Here is a 19,593-nt window from a genome sequence, read left to right on the forward strand (position 1 = left end):
CGGGTCAGATCTTGGTGCGCGAGGTGTTGTAGAGCTTGGCGGCGAGGGCGGCCACGTCGTCCTGGGGGATGCCCTTGCCGGTCAGGGCGCCGCCGATGTCCACGGCGAGGACGATACCGACGGTGCTGTAGTCGGCCCAGATGCAGACCGGGGTGATGACCTCCTTCGGCCCCTTCGCGAGGGTACCGTCGGCCTTGTCGTTGATCGTCTTGATGTCCTGGCACCGCATCAGAGCGCCGTCGAAACCGGCCGGCTTGACGTCCTTGGGGCTGCCGATGAGCGAGACCTCGCCGCCGTTGCTGCTCTCGCTCATCTTCTTCTCGGCGTCGCCGAAGGAATTGTTGATGACCTTGGCCGGGTCCTCGACCTCGCCCCAGTACCCCTGGAGCAGGAGCATCTTCTGCGTGAGCGGGTTGTCCTTCGAACCGCTCTGGTACTGGGCGCCGGCCTGCTGCGGGTCCTTGACGCCCGCGGCTTCGGCATCGGTCTTCGACTTCCCCGTCAGCGGGCCGGACCGGTCAGGCTTGGACGGGTCCTTCGCGTAGTCGTCCACAGAGGCGGCCGGCGTCAGCTTGTAGCCCTTGGTGGAGTCGGCCACATCACTGTTGCTCGCGCCGCCCGCAGCGAAGAACCAGACCCCGGCCCCGATGACCGCCAGCGCCAGCACGGACGCCCCCACGATCAGCCCGGTCTTCTTCTTGGGCTGCTGCGGCGGGTACGGCGGCTGCCCCCCGTACGCCGGCTGACCGCCGTACGGGGGAGTGGGCGGCTGCTGCCCGTACGGGCCCGGCTGCTGGGGCTGCGGGTAGCCGTAACCGGGCTGGCCCGGAGGAGGGGTGCCGTAGCCGGGCTGGCCCTGCGGCGGCGCGCCGTACGGACCGGGCTGCTGCGGCGGGACGCCCTGAGGGGCCTGCTGGGGGTAGCCGTAGCCGGGCTGGCCCTGCGGGGGGCCCTGAGGCGGCGGGCCGCCGTACGGCCCGGGCTGCTGTCCGTACGGTCCGCTCTGGCCCTGCGGCGGCTGCCCACCGTACGGGCCCGGCTGGTTGTAGCTCATTGCGGTGTCCCCTCCAGAATTCCTTATGCGTTGCGAACATCCTGACGGAAGCCGCCCTGACATGGGCCATCGGCCCGGACACCGTTACTGAACCAATCCGTTTCAGTGCAGAGCTGTGACGGCCCTAAACTGTCCCCCGTGACCGAGAACTCATCGCAGCAGCCAGCCAGCAACCCCGAACTGCCGACCCAGTACGCGCCGGCCGATGTAGAGGGGAAGCTGTACGAGCGCTGGGTAGAGCGTGGTTACTTCGAAGCCGACGAGCACAGCGACAAGCCGCCCTACAGCATCGTCATCCCGCCGCCGAACGTCACCGGCTCCCTCCACCTGGGCCACGCCTTCGAGCACACCCTGATCGACGCCCTCGTCCGCCGGAAGCGGATGCAGGGGTTCGAGGCCCTCTACCAGCCGGGCATGGACCACGCCGGTATCGCCACCCAGAACGTCGTCGAGCGCGAGCTCGGCAAGGAGGGCAAGTCCCGCCACGACCTGGGCCGCGAGGCGTTCGTCGAGCGGGTCTGGCAGTGGAAGAACGAGTCAGGCGGCCAGATCTCCGGGCAGATGCGCCGCCTCGGCGAGGGCGTCGCCTGGTCCCGTGAGCGCTTCACCATGGACGAGGGCCTCTCCAAGGCCGTCCAGACCGTCTTCAAGCAGATGTACGACGACGGGCTGATCTACCGCGCCGAGCGCATCATCAACTGGTGCCCGCGCTGTCTCACCGCGATCTCCGACATCGAGGTCGAGTACCAGGAGGACGACGGCGAGCTCGTCTCCATGACGTACGGGGAGGGTGACGAGACCATCGTCGTCGCCACCACCCGCGCCGAGACGATGCTCGGTGACACCGCCGTCGCCGTCCACCCCGACGACGAGCGCTACCAGCACCTGATCGGCAAGCAGATCAAGCTGCCGCTGACCGACCGTACGGTCCCCGTCGTCGCCGACCCCCACGTCGACCCGGAGTTCGGCACCGGCGCGGTCAAGGTGACCCCCGCGCACGACCCGAACGACTTCGAGATCGGCAACCGCCACGACCTGCCGTTCATCACCGTCCTCGACGAGCGCGCGGTCATCACCGTTCCGGGTCCCTTCGAGGGTCTGGACCGGCTGGAGGCCCGCTCCGCGATCGTCGCCGCCCTGCGCGCCGAGGGCCGGATCGTCGCCGAGAAGCGGCCGTACGTCCACTCCGTCGGCCACTGCTCGCGCTGCAAGACCACCATCGAGCCGCGCCTCTCCCTCCAGTGGTGGGTCAAGGTCGCCCCGCTCGCCGAGGCCGCCGGTGACGCGGTCCGCGACGGCAAGGTCAAGATCCACCCGCAGGAGATGGAGAAGCGGTACTTCGACTGGGTCGACAACCTCCACGACTGGTGCATCTCGCGCCAGCTCTGGTGGGGCCACCGCATTCCCGTCTGGTACGGCCCGAACGGCGAGGTCGTCTGCGTCGGACCGGACGACGAGGCGCCCACCGGCGAGGGCTGGACCCAGGACAGCGATGTCCTGGACACCTGGTTCTCCTCGGGCCTGTGGCCCTTCTCCACCCTCGGCTGGCCCGAACGGACCGACAGCCTCGCGAAGTTCTACCCGAACTCCGTCCTGGTCACCGGCTACGACATCCTCTTCTTCTGGGTCGCCCGGATGATGATGTTCGGCCTGTACGTCAACGACGGCGTCCCGCCGTTCGGGACGATCGTCCTGCACGGCATGGTCCGCGACGAGCACGGCAAGAAGATGTCGAAGTCCTTCGGCAACGTGGTCAACCCGCTGGACTGGATGGACAAGTACGGCTCCGACGCCCTGCGCTTCACCCTCGCGCGCGGCGCCAACCCCGGCACCGACGTGCCGATCGGTGAGGACTGGGTCCAGGGCTCGGCGAAGTTCTCCAACAAGATCTGGAACGCCACCCGTTTCGCCCTGATGAACGGCGCCACGATCGAGGGCGAGCTGCCCCCGGTCGAGGAGATGTCGGTCACCGACCGCTGGATCCTCTCCCGCCTGAACAAGACGGTCGCCGACGTCGACGCGTTCTACGACGACTTCCAGTTCGCCAAGATCAGCGAGGCGCTGCGCCACTTCGCCTGGGACGAGGTCTTCGACTGGTACGTGGAGCTCTCCAAGACCACGTTCTTCGCGGGCGGCCGCCCGGCCGAGGTCTCGGGCCGGGTCCTCGGCGAGGTCCTGGACGTGATGCTGCGTCTGCTGCACCCGATCGTCCCGTTCGTCACGGAGGCGCTCTGGACCGCGCTCACCGGCCGCGAGTCGATCGTCATCGCCGAGTGGCCGGGCGACTCCGGCTTCCGTGACGACGCGGCCGAGAAGGAGATCGAGCTCGTCCAGCAGGTCGTCACCGAGGTCCGCCGCTTCCGTAACGACCAGGGCCTCCAGCCCGGCCAGAAGGTCCCGGCCGAGCTGACCCTGACCGGCACGGCGCTCGCCCCGCACGAGGCGGCCATCCGCCAGCTGCTGCGGCTCCAGCCCGCAGGCGACGGCTTCCACGCCACCGCCTCGCTCCCGGTCGCCGGGGCCACCGTCGCCCTGGACCTGTCCGGCACGATCGACGTGGCGGCCGAGCGCAAGCGGCTCACGAAGGACCTGGAGGCGGCGCGGAAGGAGAAGGCGCAGGCCACCGGGAAGCTCGGCAACGAGGCGTTCCTGGCCAAGGCCCCGGACAACGTGGTCGACAAGATCCGCGGCCGGCTCACCAAGGCCGAGGCCGACATCGACCGGATCTCCGCCCAGCTGGCGGCCCTGCCGCAGAGCTGATCAGCTCAGGGACGAAGCCCCCGCACCCCGACCGACCGGGGGAGCGGGGGCTTCGCCGTACCGCCGGGAGACAGTCTGCCGGGCGCTGCGCGCGATGTCGGTGCCCATCCGTAGACTGGGCCCCGTGAGTGAGCCCCGCCCTTCAGACCGGCACGACGCGTCCCAGCCCGACGACACCTTCGAGGAGATCGTCGGCGAAGAGACCCAGCGCGACCCCGACCTGGCGGTGATCGAAGCCGGGAGCCGCACCCTGCGCACCTACGCGGGTTCCCCCCAGGGCGAAGCGGTCCCCGCCCGACCCACCGACCCCGAGACCGACCAGGCGCTGCGCGCGGTGGAGCAGGAGCTCGCCGGACGCTGGGGCGAGACCAAGCTGGAGCCCTCCGTCACGCGCATCGCCGCTCTGATGGACGTCCTCGGCGAGCCGCAGCGCGCCTACCCCTCGATCCACATCACGGGGACCAACGGCAAGACCTCCACGGCCCGCATGATCGAGGCCCTGCTCAACGCGTTCGAGCTGCGCACCGGCCGCTACACCTCGCCGCACGTCCAGTCGATCACCGAGCGGATCAGCCTCGACGGCTCTCCGATCGAGCCCGAGCGGTTCATCGAGACGTACGAGGACATCAAGCCGTACGTCGAGATGGTCGACGCCCAGCAGCCCTACCGGCTCTCCTTCTTCGAGGTGCTCACCGGCATGGCGTACGCGGCCTTCGCCGACGCGCCCGTCGACGTGGCGGTCGTCGAGGTCGGCATGGGCGGCACCTGGGACGCCACCAACGTCATCGACTCCACCGTCGCCGTCGTCACCCCCATCTCGCTGGACCACACCGACCGCCTCGGCAACACGCCCGCCGAGATCGCCGGGGAGAAGGCCGGCGTCATCAAACAGGGCGCCACGGTCATCCTGGCGCAGCAGCCGGTGGACGCCGCGCAGGTGATGCTGAAGAAGGCCGTCGAGGTGGACGCCACCGTCGCCCGCGAGGGCATGGAGTTCGGCGTCACCTCCCGTGAGGTCGCCGTCGGAGGACAGCTGCTGACGCTGCGAGGCCTGGGCGGCGAGTACGAGGACATCTTCCTCCCGCTGTACGGGGCCCATCAGGCGCACAACGCCGCAGTGGCGCTCTCCGCCGTCGAGGCGTTCTTCGGCATCGGCGCCGAGCAGGCCCGCTCCCTCGACATCGACGCCATCCGCAAGGCGTTCGCCGCGGTGATCTCGCCCGGCCGTCTGGAGGTCGTGCGCTCCAGCCCGACCGTCGTCCTGGACGCCGCGCACAACCCGGCGGGAGCCCGGGCCGCGGCGGGCGGGATCTCCGAGGCGTTCAGCTTCTCCCGGCTGATCGGCGTGGTCGGCACCAGCGGCGACAAGGACGTGCGCGGGCTCCTGGAAGCCTTCGAGCCGATCTTCGCCGAGGTCGTCGTCACCCAGAACTCCACCGACCGCGCGATGGACGCGGACGAGCTGGCCGCCATCGCCGTCGAGGTCTTCGGCGACGACCGGGTCCAGGTCGAACCGCGTCTCGACGACGCTCTGGAGGCGGCGATCACGCTGGCCGAGGAGGAAGACGAGTACGCGGGCGCCGGGGTCCTGGTGACCGGATCGGTGATCACGGTCGGCGAGGCCCGGCTGCTTCTGGGAAGGGGCTGAGTCAAGGGATGCGTACGCTCTGCGCCTCGACGCTGCTCGGTGAGTTCTTCGTGATCGGTCTCGCCGGACTCGTCGCGATGAAGCTGGACGACGTCTCCCAGACCACGGTCTGGACGGTCTGCGGGGTGGGCATGGTGCTCTCCCTGCTGCTCTGCGGGATGCTCACCCGCCCCGGCGGCGTCCAGCTCGGCTGGGCGCTCCAGGGCGCGCTGGTCCTCAGCGGCTTCGTGGTCCCGATGATGTTCATCCTCGGCCTGGTCTTCGGCGGACTGTGGTGGGCCTCCATCCACTACGGCCGCAAGATCGACGAGGCCAAGGCCCGCTGGGCGGACCAGCAGGCCCGGCAGGAGGCCGGCGAGGCCACGGCCTGACGTGACGGCAGGTGCCCGGGAACGCTGGGGGTGACCCTGAGTGAACCCGGGCGCAGACTCCGTCCCGTACCCCTGTAATCTCGCCTCACCGCACCCGTAGTGTCTGCAAGGAGCCGCACATGACTCAGCGCACCCTCGTCCTGCTCAAGCCCGACGCGGTCCGCCGCGGCCTGATCGGCGAGATCGTCGGCCGGATCGAGCGCAAGGCGGGGTGGCGGATCACCGCGCTGGAGCTGCGCACCCTGGACCAGGACACGCTGGAGCAGCACTACGGGGAGCACAAGGGCCGCCCGTTCTACGAGCCGCTCGTGGAGTTCATGGCCTCCGGCCCGGTCGTCGCCCTGGTGGCCGAAGGTGAGCGGGTGATCGAGGGCGTCCGCGCCCTGGCCGGCCCCACCGACCCGATCGCCGCCGCGCCCGGGTCCATCCGTGGTGACTTCGGCACGATCACCCGGGAGAACCTCATCCACGCCTCGGACTCGCAGGAGTCCGCAGAGCGAGAACTGAAGCTTTTCTTTCCGGGACTTTCCTGACCCGATCGGCCAAACAGCGCTGTCTGCCTGGGGCGACCGAAGTAATTCGGTCGCCCTTCGGCATAGGGTTTGGGATCGCGGGAACGCATCCCTCCGACGTAACGTCACCATGGGTGGAACGGGCAGCCGTTCCGCTCGATCCGGCGAAGGACCCTCGCGCTGTGTCCGTGCATACGGCACTACGATGGAAGCTTCCACGCCCGCAGCGCCAACCTCGCCTACCAGAACAAGCCATCATTGCTTCTTGGGAAGGCCCGACGCATCCTCATGGGGAACAAGGGGAACTCAATGTCGTTCATCGGCCGTGACATGGCTATCGACCTCGGGACTGCCAACACGCTGGTGTACGTCAGGGGGCGCGGCATCGTCCTGAACGAGCCGTCCGTCGTGGCCATCAACACCAACACCGGCGGGATCCTGGCGGTCGGCTCCGAGGCCAAGAAGATGATCGGGCGCACGCCGGGCAACATCGTTGCCGTGCGGCCCCTGAAGGACGGCGTCATCGCCGACTTCGAGATCACGGAGCGGATGCTCCGCTACTTCATCCTCAAGATCCACAAGCGCCGCTACCTGGCCCGCCCCCGGGTCGTCGTCTGTGTGCCCTCCGGCATCACCGGCGTCGAGCGCCGCGCCGTCATCGAGGCGTCGACGCAGGCCGGCGCGCGTCAGGTGCACATCATCGAGGAGCCCATGGCCGCGGCCATCGGCTCCGGCCTGCCGGTCCACGAGGCCACGGGCAACATGGTCGTCGACATCGGTGGCGGCACCACCGAGGTCGCGGTGATCTCGCTCGGCGGAATCGTCACTGCCCAGTCGATCCGGACCGCCGGTGACGAGCTGGACAACGCGATCATCCAGCACATCAAGAAGGAGTACTCGCTCCTCCTCGGTGAGCGGACCGCCGAACAGATCAAGATCACGATCGGTTCCGCGTTCGACCTGGAGAAGGACGAGCACACCGAGATCCGTGGCCGGGACCTGGTCTCCGGGCTGCCCAAGACGGTCGTCATCTCGGCCGCCGAGGTCCGCAAGGCCATCGAGGAGCCGGTCAACGCGATCGTCGACGCCGTGAAGACGACCCTCGACAAGTGCCCGCCCGAGCTCTCCGGCGACATCATGGACCGCGGCATCGTCCTCACGGGCGGCGGCGCGCTGCTGCGCGGCCTGGACGAGCGGCTGCGCCACGAGACGGGCATGCCGATCCACATCGCCGAGGACCCGCTGGACTCCGTGGCGCTCGGCTCCGGCAAGTGCGTCGAGGAGTTCGAGGCGCTCCAGCAGGTGCTGGACGCCCAGCCCCGCCGGTAGGACAGGCGCAGCATCACCCGATCCGGCGCGCGGACGCTGCGGCTCCGCCCGCCGGATCGTTGATATAGATCGTTGCTGTACACGTACACGTACCGAGGTACACGGGTGCTGACGTCACGACAGCCTCGTACACACAGGCACGAACATTCCGACGAGGAAGGCACGGCCGCCGCACGTGAGGGACACACGAGAGAGCCGGCTGCTCCTGGTGCTGCTGATCGCCATCGCATTCGCCCTGATCACGGTCGATATCCGAGGCGGCGAGGAGTCACCGGTCGACGGCGCACGGCAGGCCGCGGCCACCGTCTTCGGGCCGATCGAGAACGGCGTCGCGACGGCGGTCGACCCGGTGGGCAACGCCATAGGGGCGGTACGGGACTCGGGCAGACGGCACGACCGGATCTCCGCCCTGGAGCAGGAGAACGCCGCACTGAAGGCCAGGCTCGGCAGCGACGACCGCACCAACAGCCGGGTCCGCCAGCTCGACGCCATGCTGAAGAACGCGGGCGCCGGACAGTACGGCATCAAGGGCGCCGAGGTCATCGCCATAGGAGCGGCCCAGGGCTTCTCCTGGACGGTCACCATCGACGCCGGGTCGAACGACGGCATCCGCCGCGACATGACCGTCCTCAACGGTGAGGGGCTGGTCGGCCGCGTCACCACCGTCGGCCCGAGCACCTCGACGGTCCTGCTGGCCAACGACCCCGACTTCACCGTCGGCACCCGGATGGAGAAGACCGACGAACTCGGCTTCGCCACCGGCCAGGGATCGCGCCCGCTCTCGGTCCAGTTCCTCAACGGCAAGGCCGAGGTGGCGGCGGGCGACCGGCTCGTCACCTTCGGCTCCAGCAAGGACAAGCCCTTCGTGCCCGGCGTCCCGGTCGGCGAGGTCGTCCGCGTCGACCCCTCGGGCGGTGCGCTGACCCGCACCGTCTACGTGAAGCCGTACGTCGGGTTCACCAAGCTCGACATCGTCGGCGTCGTCGTCCAGGCCCCGCGCTCGGACCCGCGCGACGCGGTCCTGCCCAAGCAGCCCGTCAAGACGAAGCCCAAGCCCACCCCCACGGTCACCGTCACCGTCCAGCCCAACGGCGACCTCGTCGACGGCTCGGGCAAGGTCGTCGGCAACATCAACGAGAAGCCGGGCGACGGTGCGGCAGCCGGCGACGCGGCAGGCAACCAGCAACCCGACAACGCGGCAAACGACCAGGAGTAGAGCTGATCCCCATGCGCCTGAACCGGACTCTGCTCTCCATCGCCCTGGTCGTCGTCGCCCTCGTCGTCCAGGTATCCGTCCTCGCCCGCCTCCAGCTCCCCGGCGCCGTCCCCGACCTGCTGCTCCTCACCGTCCTCGGACTCGCCTTCGTGTACGGGCCCGTCAGCGGCGCGCTCATCGGCTTCGGCGCCGGCCTCCTCGCGGACCTCGCGCCCCCCGCCGACCACGCCGCCGGGCGCTACGCCCTGGTGCTCTGCGTCATCGGCTACCTCGCGGGCCTCGCCCGGCCGGAGAACGGCCAGCTCAAGTCGGCCTTCGCCCCGATGGCCGTGGTGGTCGCCGCCGCGCTCGGCTCGACCCTGCTCTACGCAGGCGTCGGCGCCCTCGTCGGTGACACGGCCGCCCGCCACGTGGGCCTGGGCAGCCTGCTGTTCACCGCCGCGGTCTACGACCTGCTGCTGGCACCCTTCACCGTGCCACTGATCATGGCCCTGGCCAGACGCACCGAGAACGATCCGCTCTCCGAGGCGTCCGGCGGCAGCAACGACGTCGCCGCGGGCTGGCTCGCCTCCGGCACCGGGCTGCGCATCGGCAACCAGCGCGGCGGCCTGCGCGTGAAGGCCGCCCGCAGCCGGGCCGCCCGCGCGGGACGCATCAAGGGGGTCAAGCGACTGTGACACCGCACTTCACGGGGCACCGCTCCCGTACCACCACCGGGGGCCCCGCGTGAGCAACATCCCCGAGACCGGGCGGACCCAGCGGGTCCAGATCCGGCTCGTCGTCATCCAGGTGCTCGTCTTCTCGCTGCTGCTCACCCTCGGCGGCCGCCTCTGGTACCTCCAGATCCGCAACGGCGACGAGTACACCGCCGAAGCCGCCGGCAACGGGGTGCAGCAGGTCGTCCAGCCCGCCGTGCGCGGCTCGATCCTCGACGCGCGGGGCGTCCCGCTCGCCGACAACGAGACCCGGCTCGTCGTCTCCGCCAGCCGCACCGAGCTGCTGAAGATGAAGGACGACGGCGTCGGCGTCCTCACCCGGCTCGCCGACGTCCTGGACATGAAGGTCCAGGACGTCCGGGACAAGGTCCGCCTCTGCGACTCCAAGACCCCCCAGCCCTGCTGGAACGGCTCGCCCTACCAGCCGATCCCGGTCACCGACGAGGCCACCACCCAGCAGGCCCTCCAGATCCGCGAGCGCGCCGAGGACTTCCCCGGCATCACCGCCGAACCCACCGCCGTACGCCGCTACGCCGCGCCCGGCAAGGCGAAGACCGCGCAGGTTCTCGGCTATCTGTCGCCCGTCACCGACGAGGAGATCCAGAAGGCGCAGGACGGCCCGTCGCCGTACCTTCGCTCGGACCAGGTCGGCCGGTCGGGGATCGAGCGGACGTACGACAAGGAGCTGCGCGGCAAGGCCGGCGTCACCCGCTACGAGGTCGACAACCTCGGCCGCGTCATGGGCGAGGCGGAGAACGACCCGGCGGTGCCCGGCTCCAACCTCGTCACCAGCCTCGACGCCCGCGTCCAGGCGGTCGCCGAGTACGAGCTCGCCGCCGCGATGAAGAAGGTCCGGGGCGAGACCGACAAGATCACCGGCCGCACGTACGAGGCCGACTCCGGCGCCGTCGTCGTCATGGAGTCCAAGACCGGTCGCATCGTCTCCATGGCCTCCCAGCCCGACTACGACCCCAACGACTGGGTCGGAGGCATCTCCGGCAAGCAGTACGCCAAGCTCACCAGCAAGAAGTCCAACTACCCGCTGCTCAACCGGGCCATCCAGGGCCAGGCGCCCGCCGGATCCATCTTCAAGGTGGTCTCCGCCAGCGCCGCCGTGCGGGGCGGCCACCCCTTCGACGGCCGCTACAACTGCAGCAGCTCCTACAGCCTCGGCAGCCAGACCTTCGCCAACTTCGAGTCCCAGGGGCACGGCCCCATCACCCTCGGCGACGCGCTCAAGTACTCCTGCAACACCGTCTTCTACCGCCTGGGCCACGAAGAGTGGGCGCGGGACGGCGGCATAAAGCCGAAGAAGGACGCGAAGAACTGGTTCTACCGCACCGCCCGTGACTTCGGCCTCGGCGCCGAGACCGGCATCGACCTGCCGAACGAGGTCAAGGGCCGCATCCCGGACCGCCAGTGGAAGCAGGACTTCTGGAAGGCGAACAAGGACGCCTGGTGCAAGGAGGGCAAGAAGGGCGGCACCTACGTGCAGCAGATCGCCTACGAGAGCTGCCTCGAAGGCAACCAGCTCAAGGCCTACGACAGCATCAACTACGCCATCGGCCAGGGTGACGTCCTCGTCACCCCCATCCAGATGGCCACCGCCTACGCAGCCATCAGCAACGGCGGCACCCTCTACGCCCCCACCGTCGGCAAGGCCGTGATCAGCCCCGATGGCAAGAGCATCCAGGAGATCAAGCCCAAGTCCACCGGCAAGCTGCCCATCGACGCCAAGACCGTCAAGGACCTCGACAAGGGCCTGCGTTCGGTGGTCGAGCCCGGCGGCACGGCGGCCTGGCGGTTCGGCGGCTGGCCGCAGGACAAGATCCCGATGCGCGCCAAGACCGGCACCGCGCAGGTGTACGGCAAGCAGACCACCTCGTGGTTCGCGACCTACACCGACGACTACACGATCGTCATGACGATCTCCCAGGGCGGCACCGGCTCCGGCGCCTCCGGGCCCGCCGTCCGCAAGATCTACGACGCGCTCTACGGCCTCGACGCCGAGGGCAACCAGGATGTGAAGAAGGCCCTGCTGCCCAAGCCCCAGAAGGCGCTGCCGAAGGTCCAGCCCGACGGATCGATCCACGCGCCGAAGATCGAGCGGTACAACCCCGAGCCGACGCAGCCCGAAGGCCAGGAGGCAGATCCCGAGAACCTGATTCCGCAGCCCCCGGGCCAGCCGGGGCTCACCGGATCACCCGCGGCGACCGGGAGGCGGCCCTGATGGCAGGTGACTTCTCCGTAGGCCGGTACGGCCCCGAGCGGGGCTCCTGGGCCAAGCTGACCGCCCGCGACTCCCTGACCCGGCGGCTGGACTGGCCGCTGCTGGGAGCCGCGCTCGCGCTCTCCTTCCTCGGCTCGCTGCTCGTCTGGTCGGCGACCCGCAACCGCGACCACCTCACCCAGGGCGACCCGTACTTCTTCCTCTTCCGGCACGCCCTGAACACCGGCATCGGCCTCGCGCTGATGATCGGCACGATCTGGCTCGGCCACCGCACCCTGCGCGGGGCCGTCCCGGTCCTCTACGGCATTTCGGTGCTGCTGGTCCTCGCGGTCCTCACCCCGCTGGGCACCACGGTCAACGGGGCCCACGCATGGATCAAGCTCCCGGCCGGCTTCTCGATCCAGCCCTCCGAATTCACGAAGATCACCATCATCCTCGGCATGGCGATGCTGCTCGCCTCCCGCGTCGACGCGGGCGACCAGCCCCACCCCGACCACCGGACCGTGGCCAAGGCGCTGGGCATCGCGGCCGTCCCCATGGCCGTCGTCATGCTGATGCCGGACCTCGGCTCGGTGATGGTGATGGCCGTCATCGTCCTCGGCGTCCTGCTGGCTTCCGGCGCCTCCAACCGCTGGGTCTTCGGCCTGCTCGGCGCGGGGGCCGCCGGAGCCGTCTCGGTCTGGCAGCTCGGGCTGCTCGACGACTACCAGATCGCCCGCTTCGCCGCCTTCGCCAACCCGGCGCTCGACCCTGCCGGCGTCGGCTACAACACCAACCAGGCCCGCATCGCGGTCGGCTCCGGCGGCCTCACCGGCACCGGGCTCTTCGAAGGCACCCAGACCACCGGCCAGTTCGTTCCCGAACAGCAGACCGACTTCGTCTTCACGGTCGCCGGTGAGGAGCTGGGCTTCCTCGGCGCCGGGCTGATCATCATCCTGCTCGGCGTCGTCCTGTGGCGCGCCTGCCGGATCGCCCGCGAGACGACCGAGCTGTACGGCACGATCGTCGCCGCCGGCATCATCGCCTGGTTCGCCTTCCAGTCCTTCGAGAACATCGGCATGACGCTCGGCATCATGCCGGTGGCCGGTCTGCCGCTGCCCTTCGTCTCCTACGGAGGGTCCTCGATGTTCGCCGTCTGGGTCGCGATCGGGCTGCTGCAGTCGATCAGGGTGCAGCGTCCGTTGTCCGCCTGAACCCGGCTCACGGGGGTAGGTGTCCGTATATGGCGGACACCAAGCGCGAGATCGAGCGGAAGTACGAAGCCACCGAAGCCACCCGGCTGCCCGACCTGAGCCGGGTGGCCGGGGTCGGCCGGGTCGTGAAGCAGGGCGTCACGGAGCTGGACGCCGTCTACTACGACACCGCCGGCCTCCGCCTCGCCGCGGACTCCCTCACCCTGCGCCGCAGGACCGGCGGGACCGACGAGGGCTGGCACCTGAAGTTCCCCGTCGCCACCGGCATCCGGGACGAGCTCCGCGAACCGCTCGCCGACACCCTGCCGCGCTCCTTCGCCGCCCTGCTCCGCTCCCGCCTCCGCCACACCGAACCGGCCCCTGTCGTCCGCCTGCTCTCCTCCCGTGACGTCCAGCACCTGACGGACCCCGACGGCACCCTCCTCGCCGAGGTCAGCATCGACACCGTGTGCGCCGAACGGCTCGCGGGGGAGGGGACCGGCACCACCGCCACCTGGACCGAGATCGAGGTCGAGCTCGCCGACGACGGCGACCCCGCCTTCCTGGACGCGGTCGAGAAGCGGCTCCGCAAGGCCGGGGTGCGGCCCTCAAAGGCGCCGTCGAAGCTCGCCAGGGCGCTGGCGGAGACGGCACCGGAACCGGAGAAGCGGGCGAAGCAGAAGCAGAAGACGGACGACCCGCAGACCGCGGGGGACCACGTCCTTGCCTACGTAGGCAAGCAGATCCGTACGATCATCGACCTCGACCCCGCCGTCCGCCGCGACCTGCCCGACTCCGTGCACAAGATGCGCGTGGCGACCCGCAGGCTGCGCAGCGCCTTCAAGACCTACCGCAGGATCCTGGACCGCGAGGTCACCGACCCCGTCGGCGCCGAGCTCAAGTGGCTCGCCGGCGAACTGGGCGTCGACCGCGACCAGGAGGTCCTCGACAAGCGCCTGGGCGACCGCGCCGGGGCCCTCCCCGGCACCCTCGTCCTCGGCCCGGTCCGCGGCCGGCTGAAGATCTGGTCGGCCGCCCGCCGCACCGGGTCGCGCCGCAGGATCGTCGCCGTACTGGACGGGAAGCGATATCTGGACCTCCTGGACACCCTGGACGCGCTCAGCGCCCACCCGCCCCTGCTCCCCGCCGCGTCCCGCGCCCCCGGGAAGGAGCTGCCCCGCGCGGTGCTCAAGGACTACAAGAAGCTCGCGCGCCGGATGGACCACGCCCTGGAGCACCCGCCGGGCCCCGAGCGGGACGCCGCGATGCACGAGGCCCGCAAGGCCGCCAAGCGCGCCCGGTACGCGGGCGACGCGGCCAAGCCCGCCCTCGGAAAGCCCGCCGAACGGTTCGCCAAGCGGGTGAAGGCCGTCCAGTCCCTCCTGGGCGACCACCAGGACAGCGTGGTCGCCCGCGACGCCCTGCGCACCCTCGCGATCCAGTCCCACGCCGCCGGCGAGACCACGTTCACCTGGGGACTCCTGTACGGGCACGAGGAGGCGACCGCCGAAGCACGGGAGCGCGAGCTGCCCGAGGTGTGGGCCCGCGCCTCCGACCCCGTACTGCGGGCGGATCTGAAGCACTGAGCCGCGCGGTAGGCTGGATGGTCACCCCAGCCGGCTCACGAAGGTTCGCGAGATGTCTGCCGCATCGGTCTTCCCACAGCTCGAAGCTCTGCTCCCGCATGTGCAGAAGCCCATCCAGTACGTCGGCGGTGAGCTGAACTCCACCGTCAAGGACTGGGACAGCTGCGACGTCCGCTGGACCCTGATGTATCCCGACGCCTACGAGGTCGGGCTGCCCAACCAGGGCGTCATGATCCTCTACGAGGTACTGAACGAGCGCGAGGGCGTCCTCGCCGAGCGCACGTACAGCGTCTGGCCCGACCTCGAAGAGCTGATGCGCGAGCACGACGTGCCCCAGTTCACCGTGGACAGCCACCGCCCCGTCGGCGCCTTCGACGTCTTCGGGCTGAGCTTCTCCACCGAGCTCGGCTACACCAACATGCTCACCGCCCTGGACCTGGCGGGCATCCCGCTGGAGGCCAAGGACCGCACGGTGGACCACCCGATCGTCCTCGCGGGCGGCCACGCCGCGTTCAACCCCGAGCCGATCGCGGAGTTCATCGACTGCGCGGTCATCGGCGACGGCGAGCAGGCCGTCCTGGAGATCACCGAGATCATCCGGGCCTGGAAGGCCGAGGGCCGTCCCGGCGGCCGCGACGAGGTGCTCTTCCGGCTCTCGAAGACCGGCGGCGTCTACGTCCCGCGCTTCTACGACGTCGAGTACCTCCCCGACGGCCGAATCGGCCGCGTCGTGCCCAACCGGTCCGGCGTGCCGTGGCGCGTCTCCAAGCACACCGTCATGGACCTCGACGAGTGGCCCTACCCCAAGCAGCCCCTCGTCCCGCTCGCGGAGACCGTGCACGAGCGGATGTCCGTGGAGATCTTCCGCGGCTGCACCCGCGGCTGCCGTTTCTGCCAGGCCGGCATGATCACGCGCCCCGTGCGGGAGCGAAGCATCACCGGCATCGGCGAAATGGTCGAGAAGGGCCTCAAGGCGACCGGCTTCGAAGAGGTCGGCCTGCTCTCCCTCTCCTCCGCGGACCACAGCGAGATCGGCGACATCGCCAAGGGCCTCGCCGACCGCTACACCGACGACAAGGTCGGCCTCTCGCTGCCCTCCACCCGCGTCGACGCGTTCAACGTGGACCTGGCCAACGAGCTGACCCGCAACGGCCGCCGCTCCGGCCTCACCTTCGCTCCCGAGGGCGGCTCAGAGCGGATGCGCAAGGTCATCAACAAGATGGTCTCCGAGGAGGACCTGATCCGGACGGTGGCCACCGCGTACGGCAACGGCTGGCGTCAGGTGAAGCTGTACTTCATGTGCGGCCTGCCCACCGAGACCGACGAGGACGTCCTCCAGATCGGCGACATGGCGGTCAACGTCATCGCCAAGGGCCGCGAGGTCTCCGGCCAGAACGACATCCGCGCCACGGTCTCCATCGGCGGCTTCGTACCCAAGCCGCACACCCCCTTCCAGTGGGCCCCGCAGCTGAGCGCGGCCGACACCGACGCCCGGCTCAAGAAGCTCCGGGACAAGATCCGCGGCGACAAGAAGTACGGCCGCTCCATCGGCTTCCGCTACCACGACGGCAAGCCCGGCATCGTCGAGGGCCTGCTCTCGCGCGGCGACCGGCGCGTCGGCTCCGTCATCCGCGCGGTCTACGAGTCGGGCGGCCGCTTCGACGGCTGGCGCGAGCACTTCAGCTACGACCTCTGGATGAGCTGCGCCGAGAAGACGCTGCCCGATTTCGGCGTGGACGTCGACTGGTACACCACCCGTGAGCGCACCTACGAGGAGGTCCTGCCGTGGGACCACCTGGACTCCGGCCTGGACAAGGACTGGCTCTGGGAGGACTGGCAGGACGCGCTCGACGAGACCGAGGTCGAGGACTGCCGCTGGACGCCTTGCTTCGACTGCGGCGTCTGCCCGCAGCTCGACCTGGACATCCAGATCGGCCCGACCGGCAAGAAGCTGCTCCCGCTGAGCGTGGTGAACAAGTAACGCGTCCCTGACGCTCCGTAGGCCCGGCCCGGCAACCCCGGACCGGGCCTGCGCGTCATTGAGGACATGGACGCCAGTGAGCACCAGGCCCTGGACCGGTACGAGCCCGACACCGCACTGACCCGGCTGATCAGGATCCCCGTGCGCATCGTGGTCCTGGTCCTGGTCCTGCCCGTCCGCATGGCCTGGGACCTGCTGGCCGCCGGCTGGCACGCCTTCGACCGGACCCTGCTCCGCCCGCTGGGCCGGGGGCTGGTCTGGCTGGTCGACACCCTGGTCCTGACCCCGCTGGCCTGGCTGTTCGCCAACGTCCTCACCCCGCTGGCCCTGGCCGTCACCTGGCTGGCCACCGCTCTCCTCGTCTGGCCCTGGGTCGGCCTGTGGCGGTACGTGGTCGTGCCGGTGGCGAAGTACGGGGTCGCGGTGCCGCTGGTGTGGCTGTACGCCAACCTCCTCACGCCGCTCGGCCACGGTGCGGCCTGGCTGTTCTGCAAGGCGGGGCAGGGCGTCGCCCGGCTGTTCACCACGCTGCTCGTCGCGCCCGCGGTGGGCCTCTGGCGGCACGTCCTCGTCCCGGCCGCGCGCTACGGCGTGGCCGTGCCGCTGGTGTGGCTGTACGGGGCCGTCCTCACCCCGCTGGGCCGGGGCACGGCTTGGGTGCTGGACACGGTGTGGCAGGGCACGGCGTGGGCCCTGGGGCTGCTGTGGCAGGGGGCCGCCTGGGCCCTCGGCGGGGTCTGGAAGCTACTCGCGGCCACCGGCCGAGGGCTGGGGATCGCGGTCACCTGGACGGCCATGACGCTGCTCGTGGCCCCTGCCGCCTGGCTGTACCGCCGCGTCCTCGCCCCGGTCGGCCGGGAGACCGCGGAGGCCGCCGAGGTCGCCTGGCGGATCGCCGGATACCTCTCACGGGCGGTGGGCCGGGGCATCGCGTGGCTGTACCGGCACCTGATCGGCGTACCGGTGGCCTGGGCTTACCGCACGGTGTGCACCCCGGTCGGCCACCTCGTCCGGGACGCCGTCTGGGCACCGGCCCGACGCGCCGCCGCCGAGGCGGGCCGCGCCGCCCGCGGAGCCCTCGCCACCGCCCGCGAAACCGTGCGGCAGGCCCGCCGCGACGCCTGGCGCGCACTGGCGGGCGGGACGGGAGGGAGGCGGTCCGGGGAACCGCTGGGGATGCCTGCGCGTACTCTGGGTAGTACAACGACTGTCCCCAGCGCGGCGCAGGCGTCCGAGACCTCCCTGCTGGGCGAGAAACTCGCCAAGCAGGGGTGAGCCGGAGCGGCACCCCGGGGACCACCCCGTACTTCGTGGGCGGCGCTCCACAGCGCCCGCCCCGCACCGAGGAGAAGAACCACTGGGCAAGCGACAGCCCGAAGGCCCGCCGCCCGCACCGGCAGTGCAGCGCATCCGTCTGCGCTACACCAAGCGCGGCCGCCTCCGGTTCACCAGTCACCGCGACTTCCAGCGGGCCTTCGAGCGGGCACTGCGCCGCTCCGAGGTGCCGATGGCGTACTCGGCGGGCTTCACCCCGCACCCCAAGGTCTCCTACGCCAATGCCGCCCCCACCGGCACGGGCAGCGAGGCCGAGTTCCTGGAGATCGCCCTCACCGAGGCGCGCGACCCCGACCTCCTGCGCGAGCTGCTCGACAGTTCGCTGCCGGACGGTCTCGACATCACCGACGCGGTCGAGGCCCGCACCTCGGGTCTCGCCGAGCGGCTGACCGCCTCCGTCTGGGACATGCGCCTCGACGGCGTCGATCCCGAGGAGGCCCGCAGAGCGGTCGAAGCGTTCAACGCCGCTGAGAGTGTCGAGGTCCAGCGCAAGGCGAAGAACGGTATCCGCACCTTCGACGCCCGTTCCGCCGTCGCCGACCTGCAGGCCCTTGATTCCCCGGCCGATAGGCCGGGGGACAAGCCCTGTGCGATACTGCGGCTGGTTGTTCGGCACGTGACACCTGCCGTGCGACCCGACGACGTCCTGTCCGGTCTCCGCGCTGTGGCCGACCTGGCGCCGCCCGTCCCCGCTGCGGTGACGAGGCTGGCGCAGGGGCTCTTCGACGAGGAGTCCGGCACGGTGACCGACCCGCTCGCGCCCGACCGCGAGGCCGCCCCGACCGCACATCCCGCGGTCGCAGCAGCCGTCGCGACGGCGCCGGAAGGTGCAGGTTCCGCGTAAGGCGGTCGTTGTAGCGCAGCCCTCCGACTCGGGAGCCACCTGGGTCGGGCCGCGCACTGATCCACCCCGACAAGACTTTCGCCAGGCCGTCCGCAACACCGCGGACGGAACCGGCGAGCCAGACATCAGCTCCCGTGCGGCGCCCGCGCCCCGGACGAGCGGTATCGCACCACTGCGGACCGTGCCGGACCGGAAACAGACGCGGCGCCCGGGAGCGCGACGGGAGAACCGCCCGCATGCCTCAGCCGAACGAACCCGCCACCAACGGGAACAACGAAGAGAACACCCCCGGGGACAAGCTGCCGCCGCGCCGCAGGCGCCGCGCCGCTTCCCGCCCGGCCGGCCCGCCCGGCGCGGCTCAGGCGCCCGCCGCCGAGGAGACCGCACCGCCCGCCGCCGTGGAGACCCCGGTCACCGCGCCCGAGGAGACGGCCCCCGAGACCGCGCCCCCCGTCCGTACGCGCCGTCGCGCCGTGCGCAAGGCGACCGCCCCCGCGGGCGCCCCGGAGACCGCCGAGGTGGTCGCCGAGGTCGTCGAGACCCCTGCTCCGGTGGCCGAGGCCCCGGCCCAGGCCGCCGAGCCCGCCGAGGAGACCCCGGCGCCGCGCACCCGCCGCCGCGCGGTCCGCAAGGCGACGGCTCCGGCCGGTGCCCCGCAGGCCGCCGAGGTCGTCGAGGCCCCGGCCGAGCCGCTCATGGAGGAGACGGCGGAGGACGAGGAGCCGGTGGCCGAGGCCGTCGAGCCCGAGGCCGCTGACGGGCGCGCTGATCGGCGACGTGGTGCGCTATCTGATCTCGTCGGTGGTCGTGGTCGCGGTCGGACTCGCGCTGGGCTTCCG

14 protein-coding genes and 1 pseudogene are annotated in these 19,593 nt (G+C 70.6%); 14 read left to right on the forward strand and 1 reads right to left on the reverse strand.

What is annotated here, in order from left to right; genetic code table 11:
* Positions 1-4 precede the first annotated feature (4 nt).
* Positions 5-1,054 (reverse strand): hypothetical protein, encoded by a 1,050-nt coding sequence (locus ABZ154_RS14370; protein ID WP_356832357.1) that lies wholly within the window; start codon positions 1,052-1,054, stop codon positions 5-7.
* Positions 1,055-1,192: 138 nt separating this feature from the next.
* Between ABZ154_RS14370 and ABZ154_RS14375 the strand changes: the two genes are divergently transcribed.
* The 14 genes and pseudogenes from ABZ154_RS14375 to ABZ154_RS14440 all read left to right on the forward strand — a co-directional run.
* On the forward strand, positions 1,193-3,814 hold the full coding sequence (locus ABZ154_RS14375; protein WP_356832359.1) for a valine--tRNA ligase: 2,622 nt from the start codon (positions 1,193-1,195) through the stop codon (positions 3,812-3,814).
* Positions 3,815-3,938: 124 nt separating this feature from the next.
* Positions 3,939-5,462, forward strand: a complete 1,524-nt coding sequence (locus tag ABZ154_RS14380; protein WP_356832361.1) for a folylpolyglutamate synthase/dihydrofolate synthase family protein — start codon at positions 3,939-3,941, stop codon at positions 5,460-5,462.
* A gap of 8 nt (positions 5,463-5,470) precedes the next feature.
* A complete protein-coding gene (locus tag ABZ154_RS14385; protein WP_356832363.1) occupies positions 5,471-5,833 on the forward strand; it encodes a DUF4233 domain-containing protein in 363 nt (120 codons plus the stop codon).
* Positions 5,834-5,952: 119 nt separating this feature from the next.
* Complete coding sequence (ndk, locus tag ABZ154_RS14390) at positions 5,953-6,366, forward strand: nucleoside-diphosphate kinase (RefSeq protein WP_032753273.1); 414 nt, start codon at positions 5,953-5,955, stop codon at positions 6,364-6,366.
* Positions 6,367-6,654: 288 nt separating this feature from the next.
* A complete protein-coding gene (locus tag ABZ154_RS14395; protein WP_015608503.1) occupies positions 6,655-7,674 on the forward strand; it encodes a rod shape-determining protein in 1,020 nt (339 codons plus the stop codon).
* A gap of 175 nt (positions 7,675-7,849) precedes the next feature.
* Positions 7,850-8,890 (forward strand): rod shape-determining protein MreC, encoded by a 1,041-nt coding sequence (mreC, locus tag ABZ154_RS14400; protein WP_356832366.1) that lies wholly within the window; start codon positions 7,850-7,852, stop codon positions 8,888-8,890.
* Positions 8,891-8,901: 11 nt separating this feature from the next.
* Positions 8,902-9,567 (forward strand): rod shape-determining protein MreD, encoded by a 666-nt coding sequence (gene mreD, locus ABZ154_RS14405; RefSeq protein ID WP_356832368.1) that lies wholly within the window; start codon positions 8,902-8,904, stop codon positions 9,565-9,567.
* A 49-nt stretch (positions 9,568-9,616) separates the two neighbouring features.
* Positions 9,617-11,836: a penicillin-binding protein 2 gene (gene mrdA / locus ABZ154_RS14410; protein WP_356832370.1), complete on the forward strand. Its 2,220-nt coding sequence runs from the start codon at positions 9,617-9,619 to the stop codon at positions 11,834-11,836.
* Complete coding sequence (gene rodA, locus ABZ154_RS14415) at positions 11,836-13,029, forward strand: rod shape-determining protein RodA (protein ID WP_356832372.1); 1,194 nt, start codon at positions 11,836-11,838, stop codon at positions 13,027-13,029. Before mrdA ends, rodA begins: the two co-directional genes overlap by 1 nt.
* Positions 13,030-13,058: 29 nt before the next feature.
* The gene (locus ABZ154_RS14420; protein ID WP_356832374.1) at positions 13,059-14,594 is read left to right on the forward strand and encodes a CYTH and CHAD domain-containing protein; all 1,536 of its coding nucleotides are present in this window, start codon (positions 13,059-13,061) and stop codon (positions 14,592-14,594) included.
* Between the two features lie 52 nt (positions 14,595-14,646).
* Positions 14,647-16,575, forward strand: coding sequence for a TIGR03960 family B12-binding radical SAM protein (locus ABZ154_RS14425; protein ID WP_356832376.1), 1,929 nt, complete (start codon positions 14,647-14,649; stop codon positions 16,573-16,575).
* Between the two features lie 66 nt (positions 16,576-16,641).
* On the forward strand, positions 16,642-17,850 hold the full coding sequence (locus ABZ154_RS14430; RefSeq protein WP_356832378.1) for a hypothetical protein: 1,209 nt from the start codon (positions 16,642-16,644) through the stop codon (positions 17,848-17,850).
* Positions 17,851-17,974: 124 nt separating this feature from the next.
* Positions 17,975-18,754, forward strand: coding sequence for a TIGR03936 family radical SAM-associated protein (locus ABZ154_RS14435; RefSeq protein WP_356832380.1), 780 nt, complete (start codon positions 17,975-17,977; stop codon positions 18,752-18,754).
* Positions 18,755-18,990: 236 nt separating this feature from the next.
* Positions 18,991-19,593, forward strand: a pseudogene (locus tag ABZ154_RS14440) (ribonuclease E/G); the annotation flags it as partial.

The organism is Streptomyces sp. NPDC006261, from assembly GCF_040613515.1.
In the GTDB taxonomy this organism is placed as follows: domain Bacteria; phylum Actinomycetota; class Actinomycetes; order Streptomycetales; family Streptomycetaceae; genus Streptomyces.

Coding starts and splice junctions, on each gene's coding strand:
- ABZ154_RS14370 (WP_356832357.1), bottom strand. CDS start 1,054: ATGAGCTACAACCAGCCGGGCCCGTACGGTGGGCAGCCGCCGCAGGGC.
- ABZ154_RS14385 (WP_356832363.1), top strand. CDS start 5,471: ATGCGTACGCTCTGCGCCTCGACGCTGCTCGGTGAGTTCTTCGTGATC.
- ndk (WP_032753273.1), top strand. CDS start 5,953: ATGACTCAGCGCACCCTCGTCCTGCTCAAGCCCGACGCGGTCCGCCGC.
- ABZ154_RS14395 (WP_015608503.1), top strand. CDS start 6,655: ATGTCGTTCATCGGCCGTGACATGGCTATCGACCTCGGGACTGCCAAC.
- mreD (WP_356832368.1), top strand. CDS start 8,902: ATGCGCCTGAACCGGACTCTGCTCTCCATCGCCCTGGTCGTCGTCGCC.
- rodA (WP_356832372.1), top strand. CDS start 11,836: ATGGCAGGTGACTTCTCCGTAGGCCGGTACGGCCCCGAGCGGGGCTCC.
- ABZ154_RS14420 (WP_356832374.1), top strand. CDS start 13,059: ATGGCGGACACCAAGCGCGAGATCGAGCGGAAGTACGAAGCCACCGAA.
- ABZ154_RS14425 (WP_356832376.1), top strand. CDS start 14,647: ATGTCTGCCGCATCGGTCTTCCCACAGCTCGAAGCTCTGCTCCCGCAT.
- ABZ154_RS14430 (WP_356832378.1), top strand. CDS start 16,642: ATGGACGCCAGTGAGCACCAGGCCCTGGACCGGTACGAGCCCGACACC.